At 60.0% G+C, this 22,747-nt stretch carries 27 protein-coding genes, 1 tRNA gene and 1 pseudogene; 17 read left to right on the top strand and 12 right to left on the bottom strand.

Annotation, left to right across the window (positions count from 1 at the left end):
• Positions 1-149: 149 nt before the first annotated feature.
• Complete coding sequence (locus tag HXW87_RS10735; RefSeq protein ID WP_239778896.1) at positions 150-752, bottom strand: hypothetical protein; 603 nt, start codon at positions 750-752, stop codon at positions 150-152.
• Between the two features lie 43 nt (positions 753-795).
• Here HXW87_RS10735 and HXW87_RS10730 point away from each other — a divergent pair.
• Positions 796-987: pseudogene (locus HXW87_RS10730) on the top strand (L-aspartate oxidase); the annotation flags it as partial.
• On the opposite strand, the gene HXW87_RS10725 reads toward HXW87_RS10730, so the two are convergent.
• On the bottom strand, positions 956-1,408 hold the full coding sequence (locus tag HXW87_RS10725) for a protein YgfX (protein ID WP_239778895.1): 453 nt from the start codon (positions 1,406-1,408) through the stop codon (positions 956-958). The pseudogene HXW87_RS10730 and the gene HXW87_RS10725 sit on opposite strands and share 32 nt — an antisense overlap.
• Positions 1,392-1,646, bottom strand: a complete 255-nt coding sequence (locus HXW87_RS10720; RefSeq protein ID WP_007963266.1) for a succinate dehydrogenase assembly factor 2 — start codon at positions 1,644-1,646, stop codon at positions 1,392-1,394. The genes HXW87_RS10725 and HXW87_RS10720 overlap by 17 nt, the downstream gene beginning before the upstream one ends.
• A gap of 149 nt (positions 1,647-1,795) precedes the next feature.
• Here HXW87_RS10720 and HXW87_RS10715 point away from each other — a divergent pair, with 149 nt between their 5' ends.
• Both HXW87_RS10715 and HXW87_RS10710 read left to right on the top strand, forming a co-directional pair.
• The gene (locus HXW87_RS10715) at positions 1,796-2,737 is read left to right on the top strand and encodes a folate-binding protein YgfZ (protein ID WP_239778894.1); all 942 of its coding nucleotides are present in this window, start codon (positions 1,796-1,798) and stop codon (positions 2,735-2,737) included.
• A 35-nt stretch (positions 2,738-2,772) separates the two neighbouring features.
• A complete protein-coding gene (locus HXW87_RS10710) occupies positions 2,773-3,594 on the top strand; it encodes an HDOD domain-containing protein (RefSeq protein ID WP_086792023.1) in 822 nt (273 codons plus the stop codon).
• Positions 3,595-3,823: 229 nt separating this feature from the next.
• Here the strand turns inward: HXW87_RS10710 and HXW87_RS10705 are convergent, their stop codons facing one another.
• A complete protein-coding gene (locus HXW87_RS10705) occupies positions 3,824-5,209 on the bottom strand; it encodes a sensor histidine kinase (RefSeq protein ID WP_086792025.1) in 1,386 nt (461 codons plus the stop codon).
• A complete protein-coding gene (locus HXW87_RS10700) occupies positions 5,202-5,873 on the bottom strand; it encodes a response regulator (protein ID WP_041070394.1) in 672 nt (223 codons plus the stop codon). The genes HXW87_RS10705 and HXW87_RS10700 overlap by 8 nt, the downstream gene beginning before the upstream one ends.
• Before the next feature lie 237 nt (positions 5,874-6,110).
• On the opposite strand from HXW87_RS10700, the gene HXW87_RS10695 reads away from it, so the two are divergent.
• From HXW87_RS10695 to HXW87_RS10675, 5 genes are all read left to right on the top strand, one after another.
• Positions 6,111-7,403, top strand: coding sequence for an OprD family porin (locus HXW87_RS10695; protein WP_121184187.1), 1,293 nt, complete (start codon positions 6,111-6,113; stop codon positions 7,401-7,403).
• A 94-nt stretch (positions 7,404-7,497) separates the two neighbouring features.
• Entirely contained in the window at positions 7,498-8,475 is a 978-nt protein-coding gene (locus HXW87_RS10690; RefSeq protein ID WP_041070529.1) for a tripartite tricarboxylate transporter substrate binding protein, read from the top strand.
• Between the two features lie 58 nt (positions 8,476-8,533).
• Positions 8,534-8,992: a tripartite tricarboxylate transporter TctB family protein gene (locus tag HXW87_RS10685; RefSeq protein WP_041070398.1), complete on the top strand. Its 459-nt coding sequence runs from the start codon at positions 8,534-8,536 to the stop codon at positions 8,990-8,992.
• A 1-nt stretch (position 8,993) separates the two neighbouring features.
• The gene (locus HXW87_RS10680; RefSeq protein ID WP_047292269.1) at positions 8,994-10,508 is read left to right on the top strand and encodes a tripartite tricarboxylate transporter permease; all 1,515 of its coding nucleotides are present in this window, start codon (positions 8,994-8,996) and stop codon (positions 10,506-10,508) included.
• Positions 10,501-11,535 carry an AbrB family transcriptional regulator gene (locus tag HXW87_RS10675; RefSeq protein WP_239778893.1) on the top strand — a complete coding sequence of 345 codons (1,035 nt, stop codon included), beginning with the start codon at positions 10,501-10,503 and terminating at the stop codon, positions 11,533-11,535. The genes HXW87_RS10680 and HXW87_RS10675 overlap by 8 nt, the downstream gene beginning before the upstream one ends.
• Before the next feature lie 126 nt (positions 11,536-11,661).
• Here the strand turns inward: HXW87_RS10675 and ung are convergent, their stop codons facing one another.
• Complete coding sequence (gene ung, locus HXW87_RS10670; protein WP_086792240.1) at positions 11,662-12,354, bottom strand: uracil-DNA glycosylase; 693 nt, start codon at positions 12,352-12,354, stop codon at positions 11,662-11,664.
• A 132-nt stretch (positions 12,355-12,486) separates the two neighbouring features.
• Between ung and HXW87_RS10665 the strand changes: the two genes are divergently transcribed.
• Positions 12,487-13,599 (top strand): enoyl-CoA hydratase/isomerase family protein, encoded by a 1,113-nt coding sequence (locus HXW87_RS10665; RefSeq protein WP_239778892.1) that lies wholly within the window; start codon positions 12,487-12,489, stop codon positions 13,597-13,599.
• Positions 13,600-13,664: 65 nt separating this feature from the next.
• Here the strand turns inward: HXW87_RS10665 and HXW87_RS10660 are convergent, their stop codons facing one another.
• Both HXW87_RS10660 and HXW87_RS10655 read right to left on the bottom strand, forming a co-directional pair.
• Positions 13,665-14,060, bottom strand: a complete 396-nt coding sequence (locus HXW87_RS10660; protein WP_239778891.1) for a hypothetical protein — start codon at positions 14,058-14,060, stop codon at positions 13,665-13,667.
• Positions 14,061-14,239: 179 nt separating this feature from the next.
• Complete coding sequence (locus tag HXW87_RS10655) at positions 14,240-14,503, bottom strand: hypothetical protein (protein WP_239778890.1); 264 nt, start codon at positions 14,501-14,503, stop codon at positions 14,240-14,242.
• A gap of 263 nt (positions 14,504-14,766) precedes the next feature.
• On the opposite strand from HXW87_RS10655, the gene HXW87_RS10650 reads away from it, so the two are divergent.
• The 7 genes from HXW87_RS10650 to HXW87_RS10620 all read left to right on the top strand — a co-directional run bounded on the left by HXW87_RS10650 (position 14,767) and on the right by HXW87_RS10620 (position 18,923).
• Complete coding sequence (locus tag HXW87_RS10650) at positions 14,767-14,997, top strand: cysteine-rich CWC family protein (RefSeq protein WP_047292254.1); 231 nt, start codon at positions 14,767-14,769, stop codon at positions 14,995-14,997.
• Between the two features lie 33 nt (positions 14,998-15,030).
• A complete protein-coding gene (locus tag HXW87_RS10645; protein ID WP_239778889.1) occupies positions 15,031-15,723 on the top strand; it encodes a pseudouridine synthase in 693 nt (230 codons plus the stop codon).
• Positions 15,724-16,039: 316 nt separating this feature from the next.
• Positions 16,040-16,924 carry an alpha/beta hydrolase gene (locus HXW87_RS10640; RefSeq protein WP_095667302.1) on the top strand — a complete coding sequence of 295 codons (885 nt, stop codon included), beginning with the start codon at positions 16,040-16,042 and terminating at the stop codon, positions 16,922-16,924.
• A gap of 159 nt (positions 16,925-17,083) precedes the next feature.
• Positions 17,084-17,157 (top strand) — tRNA-Gly (locus HXW87_RS10635).
• A 266-nt stretch (positions 17,158-17,423) separates the two neighbouring features.
• Positions 17,424-17,603: a type II toxin-antitoxin system HicA family toxin gene (locus tag HXW87_RS10630; RefSeq protein WP_007963251.1), complete on the top strand. Its 180-nt coding sequence runs from the start codon at positions 17,424-17,426 to the stop codon at positions 17,601-17,603.
• A gap of 36 nt (positions 17,604-17,639) precedes the next feature.
• On the top strand, positions 17,640-18,047 hold the full coding sequence (locus HXW87_RS10625; RefSeq protein WP_047292246.1) for a type II toxin-antitoxin system HicB family antitoxin: 408 nt from the start codon (positions 17,640-17,642) through the stop codon (positions 18,045-18,047).
• 147 nt (positions 18,048-18,194) lie between these two features.
• Positions 18,195-18,923, top strand: a complete 729-nt coding sequence (locus HXW87_RS10620) for a class I SAM-dependent methyltransferase (RefSeq protein ID WP_239778888.1) — start codon at positions 18,195-18,197, stop codon at positions 18,921-18,923.
• Positions 18,924-19,051: 128 nt separating this feature from the next.
• Here HXW87_RS10620 and tam read toward each other — a convergent pair whose 3' ends face one another.
• Positions 19,052-19,822 carry a trans-aconitate 2-methyltransferase gene (gene tam / locus HXW87_RS10615; RefSeq protein ID WP_239778887.1) on the bottom strand — a complete coding sequence of 257 codons (771 nt, stop codon included), beginning with the start codon at positions 19,820-19,822 and terminating at the stop codon, positions 19,052-19,054.
• 187 nt (positions 19,823-20,009) lie between these two features.
• Between tam and HXW87_RS10610 the strand changes: the two genes are divergently transcribed.
• Entirely contained in the window at positions 20,010-20,420 is a 411-nt protein-coding gene (locus HXW87_RS10610) for a low affinity iron permease family protein (protein ID WP_027614440.1), read from the top strand.
• Positions 20,421-20,519: 99 nt separating this feature from the next.
• On the opposite strand, the gene HXW87_RS10605 is transcribed toward HXW87_RS10610, so the two are convergent.
• The 3 genes from HXW87_RS10605 to HXW87_RS10595 all read right to left on the bottom strand — a co-directional run bounded on the left by HXW87_RS10605 (position 20,520) and on the right by HXW87_RS10595 (position 22,725).
• Positions 20,520-21,023 carry a DUF4142 domain-containing protein gene (locus tag HXW87_RS10605; protein WP_047292232.1) on the bottom strand — a complete coding sequence of 168 codons (504 nt, stop codon included), beginning with the start codon at positions 21,021-21,023 and terminating at the stop codon, positions 20,520-20,522.
• A gap of 75 nt (positions 21,024-21,098) precedes the next feature.
• A complete protein-coding gene (locus HXW87_RS10600) occupies positions 21,099-21,257 on the bottom strand; it encodes a KGG domain-containing protein (protein ID WP_080963245.1) in 159 nt (52 codons plus the stop codon).
• Between the two features lie 118 nt (positions 21,258-21,375).
• Entirely contained in the window at positions 21,376-22,725 is a 1,350-nt protein-coding gene (locus HXW87_RS10595) for a sensor domain-containing diguanylate cyclase (RefSeq protein WP_239778886.1), read from the bottom strand.
• Between the last annotated feature and the right edge of the window lie 22 nt (positions 22,726-22,747).

The raw sequence follows: 22,747 nt of genomic DNA, 5'->3' as shown, positions 1-22,747 counted from the left end.
TGGCCAGTTTTTGCTCCGGGCTCCAGCGGCGCCGCCGCTCTTGGCCCAAAAGCTCCCCACTCTTGTCGTTGCTATTAGTCATAAACATAACCGTTTGCCTATCCCTTATCGTAAGGGGGAAACGGTGTCCTGTCTTTCATGGGGCTCGTTCAGTCCTTGCGTTCCTCCATGTAGAGCGCAGAGAGAGACTTAAAGGTCAGACCCGGAGAAGCATTTACAGATTGGGAGAGAAAGAGGGCTTCAGGCGTGCCACAAGGTTCATCGTTGAGGTCCTTAACGATCTCGACCAGCTTCCCTGAACGGCCCCGCATACGCTCCTGAGAGGCCTCAAGGATCTCAAGGGCCTTACTGACTGCCCGCTGCTGATTCACACTCAGAGGCAACGTTGCGGACGCCTTACGCAACGCCAAGTGATGCTCATCGTTGATCATCTCGTAAGCGACCAGTGAGCTGTCACCGTGTGCCATCGTCAAGTTGTACTCAGCGAAGTCAGTCAGGCGCGCGCGCAGTTCATCCCATGACGCCTCTGGGTTGTCCAAGTGGTAGGCCTTGAGGGTCGAAAGGATGTCGTCTGAGATGGTCATTGCGGTGGCCTTGTCGGTGGTCCTGAGTGACAGCGTGAAGAAGCCCTTAACGGTTCCTTGCGGGCGAAGGCGAAGGTAATAGCGACCAGACCGGCGATAGTGGTATGGCTTGGCGAGCGCAGTTTGTAACAGGTTTGTCCCACTTTGGGAGCGGTGGTTGACGGTCATCGGCTGAAACCCCTGTATCCATTGGGTTTAGCCTCACAGGGTCGAGTTCTACAGCAACTATAAGGTCAGCCGCGACCTGATCGAGTTGCGTAATCTGGCGCAAGTCGCCGAGCTGATGATCTGCTCAGCCATGGAGCGCAAGGAAAGTCGCGGCCTGCATTACACACTCGACTATCCGAACCTGCTGCCCGAGGCGCTCGACACTATTCTGGTGCCGCCCACCTACGCCGGCTGAATTTGAGCCGAACTCGCAGGCGTCGGTGCACATCCGCTGCCTGCGAGTCTCGCGGTACGCAGATCGAGCGCACTCGCTGCTCCCCCCGCAGACGAAAGCGCAACACCACGATCAACGGCAACGCCAGGCTGTCCGGGCGCAACTGCACCGCTTGCCAGCCCCCCGCCTGATTCCACAACTGCCAGCCATCGGCGTCGCGGCGCAATCGGCAAAAGGCCTGCGGATGCTTCAGCAGTATCTGCCGTGGCAATACCCATGCGGCGTGCAGCACACAGGCGAAAGCTCCGAGCAGACTGGCCCAGAGTGGAATCGACAGGAGAAACAACACACCCACAGCGAACGCCTGGGCCAACAGATACGCCGCCAGCAACTGCCGTGAGGCATGCCAGCGGCATTCGAAGGTGTTACTTGGGCTGAACACGGTCCAGGATCATCCGGACCATGCGCTGCAGTTCCGGGTCTTCGGATTCGCTGCGCTCCATGAACCAGCCGAACATGTCCTGGTCTTCACAGGTCAGCAGTCGGACATACAAGTCGCGATCGACCTGGTTGAGGTGCGGATAGACCTCCTGCACGAACGGCACCAGCAGCACGTCAAGTTCCAGCATGCCGCGGCGGCTGTGCCAGAAGAGGCGATTGAGTTCAACTTGTTCGACCATGGAGCCCTCCTCAAATAGGCGCGCAGTATACAGCCCCGGCGCAGGTCGCACAGTCGGCTTTGGTCGGGCACCACCGATCCTTTATCAACTACCCATTTCAACAACGCGCCCTTATGATGTGCCCCAGACTTTTTTACCTGCGATGAACCATGGCCGATTCTGCTTTTTTCTGCACCCTGTCTCATGAAGGCGTACTCGCGGTTCGCGGCGCGGATGCCGGCAAATTCCTGCAAGGCCAGTTGACCTGCAACATCAATTACCTCAGCGACAGCCAGGCCAGCCTTGGCGCACGCTGCACGCAAAAAGGCCGGATGCAGTCGAGCTTCCGCATTCTGCTCGAAGGTGACGGTGTGCTGCTGGCGATGGCCAGCGAACTGCTGGAGCCGCAACTGGCAGATCTGAAAAAGTACGCCGTATTCTCCAAGTCCAAGTTGACCGACGAAAGCGCCGCCTGGGTGCGTTTCGGCCTGGAGCACGGCGACGCCGCATTGGCCAGCCTGGGGCTGGAACTGCCGCGCGAGACCGATGCCGTGGTGCGCAACGCAGGCCTGATCGCGATTCGCGTCTCGGCGGATCGCGCCGAGCTCTGGACACCGGCCGATCAAGCCAATGCCATCAAGGCCAAACTCGTCGCCGCCCTGCCGGAAGGCGAGTTGAACCAATGGCTGCTGGGGCAGATTCGCGCCGGTATCGGTCAGGTCATGCCGTCCACCCGCGAGCTGTTCATCCCGCAGATGCTCAACCTGCAGGCCGTCGGCGGCGTGAGTTTCAAGAAAGGTTGCTACACCGGACAGGAAATCGTCGCGCGCATGCAGTACCTGGGCAAGCTCAAGCGTCGCCTCTATCGCATGCAACTGGACGCGAGCGAACTGCCTGAGCCGGGTACCCCGCTGTTCGCCCCAAGCCACAGCAGCGCCATCGGCGAAGTGGTGATTGCCGCCCGCGCCGCAGAAAAGATTGAACTGCTGGCGGTGTTGCAGGCCGAAGCTGCCGAAGCGGGTGATCTGCACCTGGGTGCCCTCGAAGGCCCAGCGCTGCATCTGCTCGACCTGCCCTACGAACTGGATCGCGACCGCGAAATCCAGCGCTGATCGCAGCTTTTGTTGCAACACCCTAGAGAATCTACATGAGCGAGCTGGCGGATAAGGTCCAACAGGATTTGGTTGAGGCCATCGATAACGATGACCTGGTTCTGCCAACGTTACCGGAAGTGGCCCTGCAAATTCGCAAGGCCGCCGAAGATCCGGAGATCAGCGTCAGCGATCTGAGCAAAGTCATTGGCCGCGACACGGCACTGTCGGCGCGCCTGATCAAAGTGGTCAACAGCCCGTTGCTGCGTGCGACCCAGGAAGTCACCGACCTGCACACCGCGATCACCCGGCTGGGGGTGAACTACAGCAGCAACCTGGCGATCGGGCTGGTGATGGAACAGATCTTCCACGCCCGCTCCGACGTGGTCGAACAGAAGATGCGCGAAGTCTGGCGCAAGAGCCTGGAAATCGCCGGCGTCAGCTACGCCCTGTGCCGCCGCCACACCCAACTCAAACCTGATCAGGCAGCGCTGGGCGGACTGGTGCATCAGATCGGCGTGCTGCCGATCCTGACTTACGCCGAAGATCACTACGAACTGCTGTCAGATCCGGTCAGTCTCAATCATGTGATCGACCACATTCACCCGCTGCTGGGCGACAAGCTGTTGCGGGTCTGGGAATTTCCCGAGCAATTGGTGGAGCTGCCTGGGCTGTATCTGGATTTCAAGCGCGACTCGGCACAGATCGATTACGTCGATCTGGTGCAGGTGGCGAGCCTGTATTGCCACAAGGACAGCGATCATCCGATTTCACGGATTGACCCACTCAGTGTGCCGGCATTCAGAAAGCTTGGGATCGATCCGGAGAACAAGCAATTGTGTGCAGATCTGGAAGAGTCGCGGACGATGTTTTACTGANCAGAAAGCTTGGGATCGATCCGGAGAACAAGCAATTGTGTGCAGATCTGGAAGAGTCGCGGACGATGTTTTACTGACCTGTGGCGAGGGAGCTTGCTCCCGCTGGGCTGCGAAGCAGCCCCAAAACCAGGCGGCCTCCCTTCACCAGGCAAACCTTGCACTCAGGGATCACAACTGCTGCGCAGCCGAGCGGGAGCAAGCTCCCTCGCCACAAAAGCCATCTCGGCTGCTATCCGGCAATAAAACTCACCCGAACCTTCAAACCGGCCTGCTCGCCATCATGCAAGGTGATCTGCGCCAGATGCGCCCGGCAGATTTCTCCGACAATCGCCAGCCCCAACCCTGAACCCGCCACCTGTTGATTGCGCCGGTAGAAGCGTTCAAACACCCGATCACGCTCCTCCAGCGGAATCCCCGGCCCGTCATCTTCAACCTCAAGCACCGCCGGTGCCGCGACCCGCAGAATCACGTTGCCGCCCGGTGGCGTATGCGCCAGGGCGTTGTCCACCAGATTGCTCAACAGTTCATTGAGCAACGTCGGCTCGCCGCGCAGCCATACCGGTTCATCCGCCTCCAGCGCCAGTGCGACGCCGCGCGCGTGGGCCAGAGGCGCCATGGCCATGCCCAGTTCGCGGGCCAACTGACTCAGATCCAATAATTGCGCGCCGCCCTCGGCAATCGCCCGGGCACCGTTTTCCACCCGTGCCAGCGACAGCAGTTGATTGGCCAGATGGGTCAGGCGATCAGTGCTTTGCGCCGATGACTCCAGGGTCGTGCGCCAGGTTTCCGGTTCGCTGGAACGCAGCCCCAACTCCAGCCGTGCCTTCAATGCTGCCAGTGGCGTGCGTAGTTCGTGAGCGGCATCGGCGATGAACTGCGCCTGCCGCTCGAACTGCCCACGCAGGCGCTCGGTGAAGTGATTGAGCGCGCGCACCAGCGGCCACAATTCATGTTGCACCTCCACCAGCGGCAGCGGCCGCAAATCATCGGGCTGGCGCTCCTCCACCGCCGTGCGCAGACGTTCCAGCGGGCGCAGCGCAGCACTCACCGCGAACCACACCAGCAACAATGCGCCGATCGCGAGCATGCCCAGACGCAACAGCGTATCGGCCGCCAGACTGCGCGCCATGGCGACGCGCGCCTCATCGGTTTCGGCGACGCGGATTTCCGCCATGCCGTTCATGTTCGGTTCGGTGACCGCTTTGAGCAGGCTGACCACGCGCACGTTCTGCCCGCGATAGGTCGCGTTGTAGAAGCGCGCGAGCGCCGGGTAATCGTCGGTTCTTGGCGTACCAGGTGGCGGCCCGGGCAGGTTTTCGTAGCCGGAAATCAGCTTCTGGTGGATGTCGTTGACCTGGTAATAGATCCGCCCGGCACTGTCGTAGGCGAAAGTATCGAGGGCCACGTAGGGCACATCGGCGCTGAGCGTACCGTCGCGTTGCGAGAGGCCGGCGGCGATGGTTCGTGCCGAGGCCAGCAGGGTTCGGTCGTAAGCCGTGTCGGCAGCTTCGCGTCCGTTCCAGTACGCGCTCAAACCACTGGCGAGCATCAATACCACCAGCAACAACGCGAGGTTCCACAGCAACCGCCAGCGCAGGCTGCTGGGCTTATGCATCGCGGCTTTCCAGCAGGTAACCGAGGCCACGGAAAGTCACGATCGCCACAGGCTGGCCGTCGAGTTTCTTGCGCAAGCGATGCACGTAGATTTCGATGGCGTCGGGGCTGGCTTCTTCGTCGAGCCCGAACACCTGCGCGGCGAGTTGCTCCTTGCTCATCACCCGTCCCGGGCGGGCGATCAATGCTTCGAGCACAGCCTGTTCGCGAGAGGTCAGGGTCAGCAATTCTTCGCCGAGGCTGAAACGTCGGGTGTCGAGATCGTAGGCCAGCACGCCGCAACGCTGCTGGCGTTCGCCGCCGAGCACACTGCGTCGCAGCAGGGCTTTGACCCGCGCTTCGAGTTCGCTCAGTTCGAACGGTTTGGCGAGGTAATCGTCAGCGCCGAGATTCAAGCCGTGTACGCGGTCCTTCACGTCGCTGCGCGCCGTCAGCATCAGCACCGGCAGGTTCTTGCCGCGTGCGCGCAGGCGCGCCAGCACCTCGAACCCGTCCATGCGCGGCAGGCCGACATCGAGGATCGCCATCGCGTATTCCTCGCTGCCCAGCGCCAGGTCGGCGGCCACGCCATCGTGCAACACGTCCACGGTCAGACCGGTGCTCTTGAGCGCCTGGGCGACGCTTTCGGCCAGCTGCAAATGGTCTTCGACGAGCAGAACACGCATGGATCCTTACCTCATTCAGGGATGGCCGACGCCATTCTTTGCCGCGGAGTTTACAGCCGCAACCGCCACTGTGAAGCCCGAAAACCGCGAAATCCAGCTGAAAGGTTAGCGAAAGGTTAGGCCGTTAGAGTCCGGTCACGGACAGTTTCGACTGCCGTCGCTGCTGCCACACAGCGCTACGAAAAACGCCACGAAGCGTTTTCGACCAATAAGAACAATAAACGGAGTACACCGCGCATGCCGTCCTTGCAGACCAAGGCTTTCACGCCCGCTCGCCCTTTGCGTTTCAGCCACACCGCCCTCGCCAGTGCCGCCGCCCTCGCCGGTTTTTCACCGCTGAGCTACGCCGACTTCATCAAAGACAGTTCCGCCACCTTCGAAACCCGCAACATGTACTTCAACCGTGACTTTCGCGACGGCACCAGCGCCCAGCAAAGCAAGCGGGATGAATGGGCCCAGGGTTTCATGCTCAACCTGCAATCGGGTTACACCGACGGCACCGTGGGGTTCGGTGTCGATGCGCTGGGCATGTTGGGGGTCAAACTTGATTCGAGCCCGGATCGCACCGGCACCGGCCTGTTGCCGACCCACGATGACGGGCGCGCCGCTGACGAATATTCCAAGGTCGGCCTGACCGGCAAAGTGAAAATCTCCGCCACCGAACTGAAAATCGGCAGCCTGATGCCTGAATTGCCGATCCTCAAACCGAACGACGGGCGCATCCTGCCGCAGACCTTTGAAGGCGGTTTACTGACCTCCAAAGAGATCAAGAACCTGACCTTCACCGGCGGGCGTCTGGAGAAAGCCAAGGATCGCGACAGCACCGATTTCGAGGACATTGCCCTCAACAACAAGAACAGCCGTTTCGCTGGCACCGTGGCCGGCAAGCATTTCGACTTTGCCGGCGTGGACTACAAGTTCACCGACAAGATCACCGGCAGCTATCATTTCGCCCAACTTGACGAAGTCTACAACCAGCATTTCTTCGGGCTGGTCGCCTCGCGGCCGATGGGCCCGGGCACATTCGCCACCGACCTGCGTTTTGCGGTCAGTGACGATCAGGGCGCGGCCCGTGGTGGCGAGATCGACAACCGCTCGCTCAATGGCCTGGTCAGCTATGCCCTGAGCGGCCACAAGTTCACCGCCGGTTATCAGCACATGTCCGGCGACAGCGCCTTCCCGTATGTCGATGGCAGCGACCCGTATCTGGTCAACTTCGTGCAGATCAACGACTTCGCCGGCGCCGAGGAACGCTCCTGGCAGGCGCGTTACGACTTCGACTTTGCGCGCCTCGGCATCCCCGGCCTGTCGTTCATGAGCCGTTACCTGAGCGGTGACAACATCAAGCTCAAGAATGGCGATGAAGGCAAAGAGTGGGAGCGCAACACCGAGATCAAATATGTAGTACAAAGCGGCGCCTTGAAGGACGTTGCCGTACGCCTGCGTAATGCCACCTACCGTTCCAACTACTCCGCTCGCGATGCCGATGAAGTGCGTCTGCTGGTGAGCTATAGCGTTGCCCTTTGGTAATTGATTGAAATGCTGCGGGTTGGAAGATCAAAAGATCGCAGCCTGCGGCAGCTCCTGCAAAAAGCCCTACAACAAGAAGACCGTGGAGAAACCAATGAACTTATCACTGCGTAAAGTTGCTCTGGCCGCTGGCGTCATGCTGTTCGCCGGCCAACTGATGGCCGAACCGAAGCGCCCGGAATGCATCGCCCCGGCCTCCCCCGGCGGCGGTTTCGACCTGACCTGCAAACTGGCGCAGAGCGCGCTGGTCAATGAAAAACTGCTGACCAAGCCGATGCGTGTGACCTACATGCCCGGCGGTGTCGGCGCGGTGGCGTACAACGCGGTCGTCGCTCAGCGCCCGGCCGATGCGGGCACGCTGGTGGCGTGGTCCAGCGGTTCGCTGCTGAACCTGGCGCAAGGCAAGTTCGGCCGTTTCGATGAAACCAATGTGCGCTGGCTCGCGGCCGTCGGCACCAGCTACGGCGCCATCGCGGTGAAAAGCGACTCTCCCTACAAGACCCTCGACGATCTCGTCAAAGCCTTGAAGAAAGATCCGAGCTCGGTGGTCATTGGTTCCGGCGGCACCGTCGGCAGCCAGGACTGGATGCAAACCGCCCTGATCGCCAAGGCTGCCGGGATCAACCCGCGTGACCTGCGTTACGTCGCCCTCGAAGGTGGCGGCGAAATTGCCACCGCGCTGCTTGGCGGGCACATCCAGGTCGGCAGCACCGACATTTCCGACTCCATGCCGCACATCCAGAGCGGTGACATGCGCCTGTTGGCAGTATTTGCCGACAAACGCCTCGACGAGCCGGAAATGAAAGACATCCCGACCGCCCGCGAGCAGGGTTACGACATCGTCTGGCCAGTGGTTCGCGGTTTCTACCTCGGGCCAAAAGTTAGCGACGAAGACTACGCCTGGTGGAAAGACGCCTTCGACAAACTGCTGGCCTCGGACGATTTCGCCAAGCTGCGCGATCAGCGTGAACTGTTCCCGTTCGCCATGACCGGCCCGGAGCTGGACACCTACGTGAAGAAGCAGGTGGCGGACTACAAGGTGCTGGCCAAAGAGTTCGGCCTGATTCAGTGATCGTCTCTGTCTAGCGGCTGTGGCCTCGCGCATCGAGGCCTCGGCACAGGAGTTTCCCATGCTCTTACAACGCATTTTCGCCTCGGTGCTATTGCTGGCCTGCGTCGGCCTGGCGCTGATGGCGTGGCCGTATCAAGCGGCTTTTTCTTATGAACCGGTCGGCCCGCGTGCCTTTCCCCTGCTGATGCTCGGCCTGATGGGCCTGGCGCTGCTGTACATGGTGTTCCGCCCGGCCCCCATCAAACACAGCGCGGACGAACCGCCGCTGGATCGCGAAACCCTGATCAAGATCGGCATCTGCGTCGTCCTGCTGTTGGTGTTCGCCGGCACATTTGAATCGCTGGGTTTCATCATCGCCAGCGTCATCACCGGCATCCCGATGGCACGCCTGTACGGCGGTCGCTGGTTGCCCAGCGTGGCGATCATCAGCCTGATGGCCATCGGTCTTTACCTGCTGTTCGACCGTTTGATGGACGTTCCGCTGCCCCTTGGCCTGCTCAGCGTTCTGGAGAACTGATATGGATACTCTTGGCTATTTGGGTCAGGGTTTTGGCGTTGCGCTGAGCCCCTACAACCTGGTGACCGCGCTGTGCGGCACACTGATCGGCACTGTTGTCGGCCTGTTGCCGGGCCTGGGTCCGATCAACGGTGTGGCACTGCTGATCCCGATCGCATTCGCCCTTGGCCTGCCGCCGGAGTCGGCGCTGATTCTGTTGGCGGCGGTGTATCTGGGCTGCGAATACGGCGGGCGGATCAGCTCGATCCTGCTGAACATTCCAGGCGAAGCCTCCACCGTGATGACCACCCTCGACGGTTACCCGATGGCCCGCAAAGGTCTGGCCGGTGTGGCGCTGTCGCTGTCGGCATGGAGTTCGTTCATCGGTGCATTCATTGCCACCTGCGGCATGGTGCTGTTCGCCCCGCTGCTGGCGAAATGGGCGATTGCTTTCGGCCCGGCGGAATACTTCGTACTGATGGTGTTCGCGATTGTCTGCCTTGGCGGCATGGCCGGTGATCGTCCGCTGAAGACGTTTATCGCGGCGCTGATCGGCCTGTTCCTGTCGACCGTGGGCATCGACGCCAACAGCGGTGTGTACCGTTTCACTGGCGACAACATTCACCTGACCGACGGCATTCAGTTCGTAGTGCTGGTGCTGGGCCTGTTTTCCATCAGCGAAATTCTCCTGCTGCTGGAAAAAACCCACCACGGCCAGGAAGCGGTGAAAGCCACCGGCCGGATGATGTTCAACTTCAAGGAAGCGGCTTCGGTATTCGTGGTCAACGTCCGCTGCGGCGTGCTGGGTTTCATCATGGGCGTGTTGCCGGGTGCAGGCGCGACCCTCGCCAGTGCCGTGGCCTACATGACCGAGAAACGCATCGCCGGCGCCAGCGGCAAGTTCGGTGAGGGTGATGCCCGTGGCCTCGCCGCGCCGGAAACCGCCATTGGCGGTGCCGCCTGCGGTGCTCTGGTGCCAATGCTGACCCTCGGCGTTCCCGGTTCGGGCACCACGGCGGTGATGATCGGCGCCCTGTCGCTGTACAACATCACTCCGGGGCCGCTGCTGTTCCAACAGCAACCGGACATCGTCTGGGGCCTGATCGCTTCGTTGTTCATCGCCAACGTCATGCTGGTGATCCTCAACATCCCGATGATCCGCATCTTCACCCGTATCCTCGCCGTGCCGAACTGGGCGTTGGTGCCCGTCATCGCCATCATTACCGGGATTGGCGTGTATGCCGTGCATGCCACCACGTTCGACCTGTTCCTGATGATCGGTATCGGCATCTTCGGCTACATCCTGCGCAAGCTGGATTTCCCGCTGTCGCCGCTGTTGCTGGGCTTCATCCTTGGCGAACTGATGGAGCAGAACCTGCGTCGCGCCCTGTCGATCTCCAACGGTGCGCTGGAAATCCTCTGGTCGAGCCCGATCACGCTCGGCGTCTGGGTACTGACTGGGATCATGCTGCTGATGCCGATCATCCGCATCTGGCGCAAACGTGCGGCAGCGCAACGCACCATCGCCGATGTCTGATCGTTCGTCCCTCAGAAGCTGGTGGGCTACCCCGCTGGTCGGTCTGCTTGGCGGTTTTATCGCCAGCCAGATCGGCTGGCCGCTACCGTGGATGGTCGGCTCGTTGCTGGCGATCATCCTGGTGCGCTGCCTGACCCCGTGGCAACTTACGGAAATCCCCGGCGGGCGCAAATGCGGGCAATGGATTGTCGGCATCGGCATCGGCCTGCACTTCACCCCGCTGGTGATGGAGCAGGTGCTCAGTCACTTCGGTCTGATTTTCTTCGGTGCGCTGGTCACCAGTCTCTCGGCGGTGGTCGGCGTGTGGCTGATGCGCCGCACCGGCGAAGATCGCGCCACGGCGTTTTTCTCGAGCATGCCCGGCGGCTCCGGGGAGATGGTCAATCTCGGCGCGCGCAACGGTGCGCTGCTCAGCCATGTCGCGGCCGGGCAGAGTCTGCGGGTGCTGGCGGTGGTGTTGTGTGTTCCGGCGGCGTTCAAATATCTGCTGGGCGAAGGCACGCCGATTTCCCACGCCGGCAGCGTCGATTGGCGCTGGCTGGCGATTCTGTTTCCCACAGGCGCCCTGCTCGCCTGGCTCTGGCAGCGTTTGCGTCAACCCAATCCGTGGCTGTTCGGCCCGTTGCTGGTCAGTGCCACGGTGAGCATTACCTGGGATTTGCACATTGGCCTGCCGGACGGAGGCAGCCAGATCGGCCAGTGGCTGATCGGCAGCGGGCTGGGCTGTCACTTCAATCGACAGTTCTTCCGGCGCGCGCCGTCATTCATGGGGCGTACGTTGATCGGCACGGCGTTGACCATGTTGATCGCCACCCTGGCGGCACTGGGCTTGAGTGCACTGACCCATCTGGATCTGCGTTCGCTGACGTTGGGCATGATGCCCGGCGGCATTGCCGAAATGAGTCTGACGGCGGAAACCCTGCAACTGTCGGTGCCGCTGGTGACGGCGATGCAAGTGATGCGACTGTTGTTTGTGCTGTTTCTGGCGGAGCCGTTGTTCAAGTATTGGAATCGTAATCCCGAGTAACACCGAGTCGACTTCATCGCTGGCGAGCCAGCTCCCACAGGATTGTGGTTGCCACAAATCGTGTGTACACCCCTGAAACCTTGTGGGAGCTGGCTTGCCAGCGATAGGGCCAGCCCGGTCAACCGATCAAACCGGCGGCAACCGCCACTCGATCGGCGCTTCGCCATTCTGCTCAAGAAACTTGTTGGTCCGGCTGAAATGCCCGCAGCCCAGGAAGCCACGATATGCCGACAACGGCGACGGGTGCACCGAGGTCAGCACCAGGTGCTTGGTCGCATCAATCAGCTTCTGTTTGCTCTGCGCATGCGCGCCCCACAGCATGAACACCAGATGCGGCTGGCGTTCGCTGACCACCTCAATGATCCGGTCGGTGAAGAACTGCCAGCCTTTGTCCTTGTGCGCGTTGGCATTGGCGCGCTCGACGGTCATGGTGGTGTTGAGCATCAACACGCCCTGATCGGCCCAGCTCTGCAGGTAACCGTGATTGGGGATGTCGATGTTCAGGTCGCGTTTCAACTCCTTGTAGATGTTGACCAGCGATGGCGGCGCCGGCACGCCCGGCTGCACCGAGAAGCACAAGCCATGGGCCTGGCCCGGGCCGTGGTACGGGTCCTGGCCGAGGATCACCACTTTGACCTTATCCAGCGGCGTCGAATTCAGCGCGTTGAAAATCAGCGGCCCCGGCGGATAGATTTCCTTGCCGGCCGCCCGCTCCTGCTGCAGAAAATTGCGCAACTCTGCCATGTAAGGCTGGTCGAATTCAGCACGCAGTGCCTCCTTCCAGCTTGGTTCGAGTTTGATACGGTCGTCAGCAGTCATGGTCATACCCGGCAAAAACAATGGGGCGAACCCTAGGAAAGCCGACCACGCTTGTCAATTGATCTGACACAGATCCGGCACTTTCCCGCACAGCGATCATACTGATCGTTCAAATTCCCGATCGAGGTCACGATGAATCTGCACTTCGAAGAACTCACCGGCACTGACGGCGCCCGCCTCGGTATCGCCAGCCTGGATGCTGAAAAGTCGCTCAACGCGCTGTCCTTGCCGATGATCAACGCCCTGAGCGACAAGCTGAACGCCTGGGCCAAGGATCCACAAATCGTCTGCGTGCTGCTGCGCGGTAACGGCGCCAAGGCATTCTGCGCCGGCGGCGAAGTGCGCAGCCTGGTGGAAGCCTGCCGCGCCCATCCCGGCGAAGTCCCGCCACTGGCCGCGCAGTTTTTCGCCGCCGAATATCGCCTGGACTACAGCCTGCATACCTACCCCAAACCGCTGATCTGCTGGGGCCACGGTTACGTGCTCGGCGGCGGCATGGGCCTGTTGCAAGGTGCCAGCACGCGGATCGTCACGCCGAGCAGTCGCCTGGCAATGCCGGAGATCACCATCGGACTGTATCCGGACGTCGGGGCCAGTTGGTTTCTCTCCCGGTTGCCGGGCAAGCTCGGGCTGTTCCTCGGTTTGACCGGTGCGCACATGAACGGGCGGGATGCGATCGATCTGGATCTGGCCGACCGCTTTCTGCTTGAAGAGCAGCAACCGCAACTGATCGAAGGCCTGCTGCAACTCAACTGGCAGGAACAGACCGACATGCAACTCAACAGTCTTTTCAAGGCCCTGCAACAGGAAGCCGTCGGGCAAATGCCCGAGGCGCAGTGGTTGCCGCGCCGCCAGCAGATCGACGAACTGCTCGACGTCAGCGACGTCACCTGCGCCTGGAAAGCCATCAGCCTGCAACGCGACAGCAACGACCCGCTGATCGCCCGCGCCGCGAAAACCCTGAGCGAAGGCTCGCCGCTGACCGCACATCTGGTCTGGGAACAGATCCTCCGCGCCCGCTACCTGTCACTGGCTGAAGTCTTTCAGATGGAATACACCCTGAGCCTCAATTGCTGCCGGCATCCGGAGTTCAGCGAAGGGGTGCGGGCGCGATTGATCGACAAGGATCAGAAACCGCACTGGCATTGGCCGGATATCAACAATGTGCCGGATGCGGTGGTCGAGGCGCATTTTCACAAGGTGTGGGAAGGTCGGCATCCGTTGGCGGATTTGACGGTTTACTGACGGCCCGGCAAATCGCAGGCACAAAAAAGCGGCGCTCAATGCGCCGCTTTTTTGTTTGCGGATGATTACCAGCGACCGCCTCGCCCGCCGTGATCGCCGCGGTTACCGTGATGATCGCGTCCACCACGGTCACGATCCCAACCACCACGGTGACCGTCCCAACGGCCACGATCATTGTCGTGCCAGCGACGGCTTTCGTAGTAGCGTGGCGCTGGCTGGTAGTAGCGCGGCGCCGAGTAGTAACGTGGCGCTGGCTGGTAGTAACGCGGGGCCGCCTGGTAGTAGCGCGGTGCCGAGTAATACGTGCTGCCACCGCTGTAATACGTGCCGCCAGTGTTGTAGTACGCGGGAGCGGGTGACGTGTAGACCTCCGAGCTGTAGTAACTGTCTGCGTAGGAGTAAGGAGCGCAACCGGCAACGGAAAACATCATCGCAGCAAGTAGAAGAATTCGTCGATACATGGCGGCCTCCTGGACCGCGGGTAGCCGCACCAGCGACGCTGGCAGGCATCAGTCGTTTATTCAGTGACTGACGCAATATCTGACAGCGTTTTCCGAATCTGGTGCGCTTTCGTAACAAGTTGAAACATGTGATTGATGAAATCCTGTTCATTTGGAAAACGCTTTCATTCAGCCACCGATCAGTGGTGCCCACCGTGATAGCCGCCGCCGTGGTAACCGCGTCCATAACCACCGCGATAGCCGTAGCCGCCGTAGTAATAATGAGCACCGCCGTAGTAACGCGGGCCGTAATATCCGCCGTAGTAATACGGCGAATAATAGCCGGGGTAGTAGTAAGTGGCGGGATAAGTGTCGTAAGGCCCGGCGTAGTAATAACAACCGGACAGACCCAGGCCGAGCACCGCTCCCAGCAGCACCCGGCGCAACAGTTTTGAAGTACCCATGACGGCCTCCTGAAAGACCAGCGGCCGCAGCAAGACAGCGCAGCCGACACAGTTTTGACTGTCAGGTCCGGGGCAAGTGCCGGTCGTGGAAAGACTTCAGATCAGCGGCGTCAGTCACACTGAAAATCCTCTGTGGTAACAGGCTTGCTCCCATAGCTGGCCTGCGAGCTTGCACAGGCTACCGTCCCGGGCCGATCATGCGATGTAACGGGCCAAGCAAACCGGCCGTAACCGCACCTGCGTGGAAATGCCTCATCCGACTTATGCCTGATTCCGACACCAAACCCGACCTCTGCCCGGCCTGCGGCGCGCGCAACGACTGCACCCTGGCCGACCCGCGCACCGCCGACCGCGCCTGCTGGTGCTACGGCGTATCCATCGATCCGGCAGTCCTTGAAGCGCTGCCGCCGGAGCTGCGTGACAAGTCCTGCCTGTGCCCGCGTTGCGCCCAGGTCGAGGCGCAACTGCAAGCGGCCAAGCCGTCGATCCCGTAAGATGCGTGCCCCGCTACCTGCCGATTTCTGACCATGCGCGTCGACCGTTTCCTCAGTAACCTGCCCCGCTTCAACCGCAAGCAGGTTCGCCTGTTGCTGGTGGAAAAGCGCGTGCGCATTGACGGAAAAGTCGTCAGCGATCCCCACAGCGAAGTCCTGGAATTCAGTCGCGTCGAAGTCGACAACGAAGTGCTGCAAAGCGGTAAACCGGCGCGCTACTTCATGCTGCACAAACCGCCTGGCTGCGTCAGTGCGACCCGCGATCCGCAGCACCCGACCGTGCTCGATCTGATCCATGAACCGGACAAGGACGACCTGCATATCGCCGGGCGTCTGGACTTCAACACCACCGGGCTGATGCTGATCACCAACGATGGCAGCTGGTCACGGCGTCTGACCCAGCCACAGACCAAACTGCCAAAGGCCTATTACGTCGAGACCGAACAGGAAATCGGCCCGGGATATGCGATCAAGTTCGCCGAGGGGGTCTATTTCGCCTTCGAAGACTTGACCACCCAACCGGCGCAGCTGGAAGTGCTCGGCCCACGAGCTGCGCGGCTGAGCATCGTCGAAGGTCGCTACCATCAGGTGAAGCGCATGTTCGGTCACTTCAACAACAAAGTGCTGCGCCTGCACCGCGAATCCATGGGCCCGCTGGTGCTGGATCACGCGCTAAAACCGGGCGAGTACCGCGCTTTGCGCACCGAAGAGATTCATTTGTTCTAAGCCGGCGACCGCTCAGCAGAAGTTGTCGAACAATTTACCAACGGCACTTGCGCGATCCCCATCCCACTGCTTGAATCAGGACGTCGGCCAAATTGTGACCGACGAGTCACAACATACATCCAAGAAACTTTTTGCCGGTCGTCAGCCCTCCGGGTTGCGCCTCAGCCGGCAGACTGCCCGCCAATAACAACACCCGTCGACCGCAGTCATGGATCGACATGGGCCAAGCAAATTCCAGGCGTATGCCTACCTGTCACAAAGCTCGTGCAATCTCTATTTGCGCGCATACCCGCTTGCTTGCCAGGAGTCTTATGACATGAGGCCAGAAATCGCTGTGCTGGATATACAGGGTCAGTATCGGGTTTACACGGAGTTCTATCGCGCAGACGCCGCAGAAAAGACCATCATTTTGGTCAACGGCTCGATGGCCACGACTGCGTCGTTTGCTCAAACCGTGAAAAATCTGCACCCGCAATTCAACGTGGTTTGCTATGACCAGCCCTACGCGGGCAGGTCGAAAATCCACAACCGTCACGAGAAACATCTGACCAAGGAAGTCGAAGGGCAGATCCTGCTGGAGCTGATCGATCATTTCGGTGCCGAACACGTGCTGTCGTTTTCCTGGGGCGGCGCCGCGACCATGGTCGCCCTCGCCCATCAGCCCCGGCGCATCGAAAAAGCCGTGATCAGCTCGTTCTCGCCAGTGATCAACGCACACATGCTTGATTACCTGGAGCGCGGTGTCGACTACCTCGGCCAGCGCGATGGTGATCGGGTCGGGCACCTGGTCAACAACACGATTGGCAAACACCTGCCGTCACTGTTCAAGCGCTTCAACTATCGCCACGTCAGCAGCCTGGCCGAGCACGAATACGGGCAGATGCACTTTCACATCAACGACGTGTTGCACAGTGATCGTCAGTGCTATCTGAACGCAGCGAAGAAAATCAACGTGCCGGTGCTGTTCCTCAACGGCGAATGGGATGAATACACCGCCGCCGAAGACGCCCGACTGTTCGGCAACCACGTGGCGTACAGCACCTTCACCACGCTGCAGGCCACCGGCCACTTCCTCGACATGGAACACAAAGCTGCGTGCCGCGATAGCCAGAACGCCCTGCTCGGCTTCCTGAAACCGTCACAGCAGACGAGCCGAACGCGTTATGCGTTCGTTCAGGATCACCATGCACTGGCCATTTGAAAAAGTGTCGTCGCGAGCGGGTCTGTGGGGCTGAAAAACCAGTATCGATGGCCCTGCAGATTTGCCCGCGAATGACCGTTTTCAATGCTGTAACGCGCTGCGAGGAAAAGAAAAACTTCAAATTCGCGCCCGACTCTGGTACAAAGTCAGCCGCTCTGAGCGGGTATAGTTTAGTGGCAAAACGAAAGCTTCCCAAGCTTTAGTTGAGGGTTCGATTCCCTCTACCCGCTCCACTCAATCAGGTCTCACGTCGTGGTTATGACGGGGGATGCAGGAACAGAAAAAACCGGCCTACAAGGCCGGTTTTTTTGTGTCCAGGATTTGTCCGCGTTGCCCCGTAAAGGCCTACAACACACCCATCATTCCAACGCGAAGCCCCAGCCTAGACTGGACCTTGCCAGCGAGCCAATTAAATGACGATGACCGCTCGGTGGTTATAGTGTTGATCAAAAAAAATCAGTAGTTATAGTACCCACCAAGCACACCACAAGGAGGTGTTGTGAATAGCCGCTTTTTAATCGGTCAACTCGTCGCAGACGGTTGGTATCTGGTGCGGGTCAAGGGCAGTCATCATCACTTCAAACATCCCATCAAACCTGGTCTGGTGACGGTGCCGCATCCAAAGAAGGATCTGCTTAAAAAAACGGCCATCAGCATTTTGAAACAGGCGCTGCTTTGACTCACGCCACCGACAGCGTCCAGGAGGTCCACGAACATGCTTTACCCGATCGCAATTTCAATAGGTGATGAAGAACATGCCTGGGGAGTGGAAGTGCCGGATATTCCCGGCTGTTTTTCTGCCGGGGATGATCTGGATGATGCCGTCGCGATGGCTCGCGAAGCCATTGAGGGTCATTTCGAAATTCTGGCAGAGGACGGTGCGCCGATCCCGCCAGCCAGCAAGCTTGGCGTGCACGTAGCGAATCCGCAGTACGCCGGTTGTGCCTGGGCTGTGGTTGATATCGACGTTACCAAATACCTGGGCAAGGCGCAGAAACTCAACATCACACTGCCCGGCTATCTGCTCAACCGCATTGATGAATATGTGCTTCATCACCCGGAAGAAAAAAGTCGTTCGGGGTTTCTGGCCTCGGCAGCGTTGAAGGTCTTGCAGCAAGGTTGAATACAAATCCGGCCCTCCGCTAGCATTTCCCCATCACCCACCACCCTCCCTGCGCGGCCATCGACGAATACGCGTTTTGACTTTCGAGGGACTCCATGGCGCGGCCCCCTGTGCCGCTGATGACCGAACTCAAAAGAGTATTTCCCCATGACGCAAAATATTTACGACGATCCTGATTTTTTCCAGGGTTACAGCCAGATGAACCGCTCCATCGGCGGCCTCGATGCCGCACCGGAGTGGCCGGCGCTCAAGGCGTTGTTGCCATCAATGCACGATTTGCATGTGGTCGACCTCGGCTGCGGCTATGGCTGGTTCAGTCGTTGGGCCAGTGAGCACGGCGCCGCCCATGTACTGGGGCTGGATGTCTCGGAAAAGATGCTCGAGCGCGCGCGCGAAACCACTGCGGCGGCGAACATCCGCTATGAGCGCGCCGACCTTGAGCATCTCGACCTGCCGGTCTGCCGTTTCGATCTGGCCTACAGTTCGCTGGCACTGCACTACATCAAGGATCTGCCAGGGCTGTTCGCTCATCTGTACGCGGCGCTGAAACCGGGTTCGCATTTTGTGTTCTCCATCGAGCATCCGATCTTCATGGCGCCGCGTAATCCAGGCTGGCTGGTCGACAGCGATGGCCACAAGCGCTGGCCGCTGGACAGCTATCAGATGGAAGGCGAGCGGGTGACCCACTGGCTGGCCGAAGGGGTAATCAAGCAGCACCGCACGATGGGCACGCTGTTGAATGCGTTGATCGCGGCGGGCTTTGCCATTCGCCATGTCAACGAATGGGGGCCGAGCGATGCGCAGGTGGCGGCGCAACCGGCGCTGGCGGAAGAGCGGGAGCGGCCGATGATGATGCTGGTGGCGGTGCAGCGCTGATCTGATCTGAACAAACAATATGTGGCGAGGGGATTTATCCCCGATGGGTGCGCAGCACCCGCTTAAAGGGCCTGCTGCGCAGTCCATCGGGGATAAATCCCCTCACTACAGGCGGCTGAAGGCTGGCTTCAGCGAGTCGCGACGATAAACAACCGCGGAAACGGCAACAGTACCGAGCCATCCGGCAACGCCGGATAAGTCTTGGCCACCGCCGCCAGATACTGCTGCAGGTATTGCGCCCGCTCCTCTTCAGTCAGCGGGTTCAAGAACGGAATCAAACCACTGCCCTTGAACCACTCCACCACACCCGCCGCGCCGTCTGCGAGTTGATGGTGATAGGTGGTGCGCCACACATCTACCCGCGAACAGTGCGGACGCAACATCGAGAAGTAATCGCTGGCACTCGCCATCTCGGTGCGCTGCCCGGCGGCGCCAGCCAGTTTGGTGGCCCATGGGCCATTGGCGGCGACTTCGCGCATCAGCCGATGGGAAGGCTCGTTGAGGTTGTCCGGCATCTGGATCGCCAGACTGCCTCCGTCCGACAGCTTACCCGCCAACGCCGGCAGCAACGTCGCGTGATCCGGCACCCATTGCAGCACGGCATTGGCGAAGATCACATCGAACGGCCCTTGATCCGCCCAGCTATCGATTTCCGTGACTTCGAACTGCACGTCAGGCAAGCGCTTGCGCGCCGCGTCAATCATGTCCGCTGAGCTGTCCAGCCCCCGGACCTGCGCCTGCGCAAAACGCTGCACCAGCAACTCGGTGGAGTTACCCGGGCCACAACCGATATCGACCACCGATCGCGCCTGATCCGTGGGAATCGCCGCCAGCAGGTCTCGGGCCGGGCGGGTGCGTTCATCTTCAAAAGCGACGTATTGTCTGGCGGACCAACTCATTGCGTTCTCCTGTCGGGACATTCCAGCGGTTCGTCACCATACAGGCAGTGCTGCGGACAGTTCCAGGGAGGCCTATTGCCAAGAGTGTCTGGTTGCTCGCAATGATTGGCAGGTTTCAATTGTAAGTAGAATTTTCATCGCATCCCGGGTGTCTGAATTTCATGCTCTCACAATAAGGAACACCGCAATGAAATTCGCCAAAATCTCCCAGACCCTGGCTCTCTGGGCCGGTAGCCCGAAAACGTTCATGGGCGCGTTGATCCTGATTTTTCTGTGGGGGTTGAGCGGGCCGATTTTTGATTTCAATGACACCTGGCAACTGATCATCAACACCTCGACCACGATCATCACCTTTCTGATGGTGTTCCTGATCCAGAACACGCAGAACCGTGATACCGACATCCTGCATCTGAAGCTTGATGAGTTATTGCGGGTGAACAAGGAGGCGCAGAACGCAATGCTCGGGTTGGAATCGCTGGATCTCAAACAACTCGAGGCGCTGCGCAAGCATTACCGCAGCCTGGGGGAAAGCGAGGTGTTCGATCTTGAGGGTCTGGGGGAGAAGAGCAAGCCGAAGCAGGATTTGAATGACTGCTAAATACTGTTAAAAAAGCAAAAGATCGCAGCCTGCGACAGCTCCTGCACCGTTCTATGCAGGAGCTGCCGCAGGCTGCGATCATTGGCTTTACAGGCGGTATCAGCGGCTGGCTTGCAGCGCCCGGGCCATTTGCAGATGGCTTTGCAGTTTTGGCAGTGTCTCGTCGGCAAAGGCCTTGATTTCCGGCACGTCGGTCGACTGCGCTTCCTGCTGGATCTGCTGGATGGCCTCTTCGGTCGCTTTCACCTGACTGGCGGCGTAGGCCTGGTCGAAGGTTTCACCGTCCTTGACCTGCGGGATCATGCTCTTGGCCTTATCGGCTATTTCTTCACGGGGTGCGACCGGCAAATCGAGTTTCTTGGCGATCTTCGCCAGATGCTGATTGGCCGTGGTGCGGTCATTGATCACCACGATGGTGTAATCCTTGACCTCTTTGGATTCGGATTTCTGGTGCGCCAGGCGGCTGGCTTCGATGTCGGCCATGCCTTTGGCAGACGCATCGTTGATGAAGTCGGCAGGCGACTGGGCGAATGCCGTGCCAGCGAACAAACCCAACAGGGTGGCAACACTTAAGTGACGTATCTGGGTGGCCATCCGGCTCATGGTCGCGCCCTCCTATCTTTGCAAATTCAAGCGGGGGCTTGCGCCCCCGCCTCTCAATCAAAACAACCTCGCCGACTACTTCGACTTCTGAGCTGGCTTGCGGCCCATTTCGGCTTTCGCAGGCTCTTTGTCGACTGTCGTGGTGGTGGTTTTCCCACCTTTGCGACCGGCTTCAGAGGCCTTCGTTCGATCGTTGGCGAAGTTTCCCGAGTTGGAGTTTCTTGAATTAGGCATGATTCTCTTCCTCTTGGTGTTGATCGTTGGCGAGCAGGTGCCCGCCTAGATTGAGAATTGCCAGGCTGCCAAAGGTTTAGAAAAGTTGCCCGCGCCACGACGAACGGCGCGCACCGGTTCAGATATCAACCAGCCGATGATTGAGGCGTTTGGCGGTGTACATCGCCTGGTCGGCATGCCGGAACAGTTGCTGCTCCTCGCTGCCATGTTCGGGATAACGGGCCACGCCGATGCTTGGCTCGATATGCAGGTTGTGACCGTCCAGACGCATGGGTTGCACGAGCACCTGGCGGATTTTCTCGGCCACGCTGTCGGCGTCTTCAGCGGCGTGGATACTGTGCAGCAGCACCACGAATTCGTCGCCACCAATGCGCGCCACGGTATCGGTATCGCGCACGCAGCCCTTGAGTCGACTCGCCACCGTTTGCAGCAGCATGTCGCCGACCGCGTGGCCAAAGGTGTCGTTGACCTGTTTGAAGCGATCCAGATCGACGTACAGCAGCGCCATGTTTCCCGACGCGTCCCGGGCGCCGGCCAGTGCAGCCTTGAGACGGTCTTTGAGTAATCCGCGATTGGGCAACTGGGTCAATTGATCGTACTGCGCCATGCGCTTGAGCCGCGCGTACAGTTGCTGGCGCTCGATGGCGGTGGCGACCTGGGCGCAGACGTATTGCAGCAGTTCCTTGTCCTGTTCGGTGTAACGTTCGCCGCCGGGCAGGCTTTTGACGATCAACGCACCGATGGTGCCGTTTTTCGAATTCAGCGGCACACCGAGCCAGCACGGTGAATCCTGCCCCGCCACCAGCGCCGCGAAATCGGATGAGGCGTCGGGGCTGTCCGGCGTCAGCAGAATCGGCTGACCGCTGCGGATGACTTGGGCACACAAACGCCCGGTGACGGTGCCCGGTTGCTCGGGCTGCAATTCGTGATCATCAACGTGATAGGGGAAATTCAGCTGCGCACAGTGCTCGTCGTACAGCGCTACGGAAAAATTCAGCGCCGGCAGCCATTCGCCGATGATCAAGTGAATGCGTTTGAACAGCGCCAGCAAATCTTCGGCGACATGCGCCGCTTCGGAAATCGCATACAGCGCAGCCTGACGCGATTCCGCCTGCTTGCGCTCGGTGATGTCGCGGGCCACGGCGATGCGCAGTTGATCGACCTCCGACCAGCGCGCCGACCAGAGGATGTTGACGATGCGGCCATCCTTGCGCACGTAACGGTTTTCAAAGTTGTGCTTGGGTTCGCCGCTCATGATGTCGTGGGCGGCGGCCAAGGTGCGCTGGCGGTCCGCCGGATGCACCAGTTCGATCATCGGCCGGCCGATCAACTCGTCAGGCGTATAACCGAAAATGCGCTCGCAGGCGGCACTGACAAAAACGAAACGGCCCTGCCTGTCCACCGCGCAGACGGCATCCAGCAACAGGTCCATATAGCTCGCCAACGGCGCGGAGTTTCGGCTTTCCATGGTTCAGCGTGGGTGTCCGGAC

It is taken from the genome of Pseudomonas sp. Y5-11, assembly GCF_022368695.1.
GTDB lineage: Bacteria > Pseudomonadota > Gammaproteobacteria > Pseudomonadales > Pseudomonadaceae > Aquipseudomonas > Aquipseudomonas parakoreensis.
The sequence above is the reverse complement of the archived record's forward strand: the minus strand, read 5'-3'. Positions and strand labels throughout refer to the sequence as shown.

Coding starts and splice junctions, on each gene's coding strand:
- HXW87_RS10735 (WP_239778896.1), bottom strand. CDS start 752: ATGACCGTCAACCACCGCTCCCAAAGTGGGACAAACCTGTTACAAACT.
- HXW87_RS10720 (WP_007963266.1), bottom strand. CDS start 1,646: ATGGTCGAACAAGTTGAACTCAATCGCCTCTTCTGGCACAGCCGCCGC.
- HXW87_RS10715 (WP_239778894.1), top strand. CDS start 1,796: ATGGCCGATTCTGCTTTTTTCTGCACCCTGTCTCATGAAGGCGTACTC.
- HXW87_RS10710 (WP_086792023.1), top strand. CDS start 2,773: ATGAGCGAGCTGGCGGATAAGGTCCAACAGGATTTGGTTGAGGCCATC.
- HXW87_RS10705 (WP_086792025.1), bottom strand. CDS start 5,209: ATGCATAAGCCCAGCAGCCTGCGCTGGCGGTTGCTGTGGAACCTCGCG.
- HXW87_RS10700 (WP_041070394.1), bottom strand. CDS start 5,873: ATGCGTGTTCTGCTCGTCGAAGACCATTTGCAGCTGGCCGAAAGCGTC.
- HXW87_RS10695 (WP_121184187.1), top strand. CDS start 6,111: ATGCCGTCCTTGCAGACCAAGGCTTTCACGCCCGCTCGCCCTTTGCGT.
- HXW87_RS10690 (WP_041070529.1), top strand. CDS start 7,498: ATGAACTTATCACTGCGTAAAGTTGCTCTGGCCGCTGGCGTCATGCTG.
- HXW87_RS10685 (WP_041070398.1), top strand. CDS start 8,534: ATGCTCTTACAACGCATTTTCGCCTCGGTGCTATTGCTGGCCTGCGTC.
- HXW87_RS10680 (WP_047292269.1), top strand. CDS start 8,994: ATGGATACTCTTGGCTATTTGGGTCAGGGTTTTGGCGTTGCGCTGAGC.
- HXW87_RS10675 (WP_239778893.1), top strand. CDS start 10,501: ATGTCTGATCGTTCGTCCCTCAGAAGCTGGTGGGCTACCCCGCTGGTC.
- ung (WP_086792240.1), bottom strand. CDS start 12,354: ATGACTGCTGACGACCGTATCAAACTCGAACCAAGCTGGAAGGAGGCA.
- HXW87_RS10665 (WP_239778892.1), top strand. CDS start 12,487: ATGAATCTGCACTTCGAAGAACTCACCGGCACTGACGGCGCCCGCCTC.
- HXW87_RS10660 (WP_239778891.1), bottom strand. CDS start 14,060: ATGTATCGACGAATTCTTCTACTTGCTGCGATGATGTTTTCCGTTGCC.
- HXW87_RS10655 (WP_239778890.1), bottom strand. CDS start 14,503: ATGGGTACTTCAAAACTGTTGCGCCGGGTGCTGCTGGGAGCGGTGCTC.
- HXW87_RS10650 (WP_047292254.1), top strand. CDS start 14,767: ATGCCTGATTCCGACACCAAACCCGACCTCTGCCCGGCCTGCGGCGCG.
- HXW87_RS10645 (WP_239778889.1), top strand. CDS start 15,031: ATGCGCGTCGACCGTTTCCTCAGTAACCTGCCCCGCTTCAACCGCAAG.
- HXW87_RS10640 (WP_095667302.1), top strand. CDS start 16,040: ATGAGGCCAGAAATCGCTGTGCTGGATATACAGGGTCAGTATCGGGTT.
- HXW87_RS10625 (WP_047292246.1), top strand. CDS start 17,640: ATGCTTTACCCGATCGCAATTTCAATAGGTGATGAAGAACATGCCTGG.
- HXW87_RS10620 (WP_239778888.1), top strand. CDS start 18,195: ATGACGCAAAATATTTACGACGATCCTGATTTTTTCCAGGGTTACAGC.
- tam (WP_239778887.1), bottom strand. CDS start 19,822: ATGAGTTGGTCCGCCAGACAATACGTCGCTTTTGAAGATGAACGCACC.
- HXW87_RS10610 (WP_027614440.1), top strand. CDS start 20,010: ATGAAATTCGCCAAAATCTCCCAGACCCTGGCTCTCTGGGCCGGTAGC.
- HXW87_RS10605 (WP_047292232.1), bottom strand. CDS start 21,023: ATGAGCCGGATGGCCACCCAGATACGTCACTTAAGTGTTGCCACCCTG.
- HXW87_RS10600 (WP_080963245.1), bottom strand. CDS start 21,257: ATGCCTAATTCAAGAAACTCCAACTCGGGAAACTTCGCCAACGATCGA.
- HXW87_RS10595 (WP_239778886.1), bottom strand. CDS start 22,725: ATGGAAAGCCGAAACTCCGCGCCGTTGGCGAGCTATATGGACCTGTTG.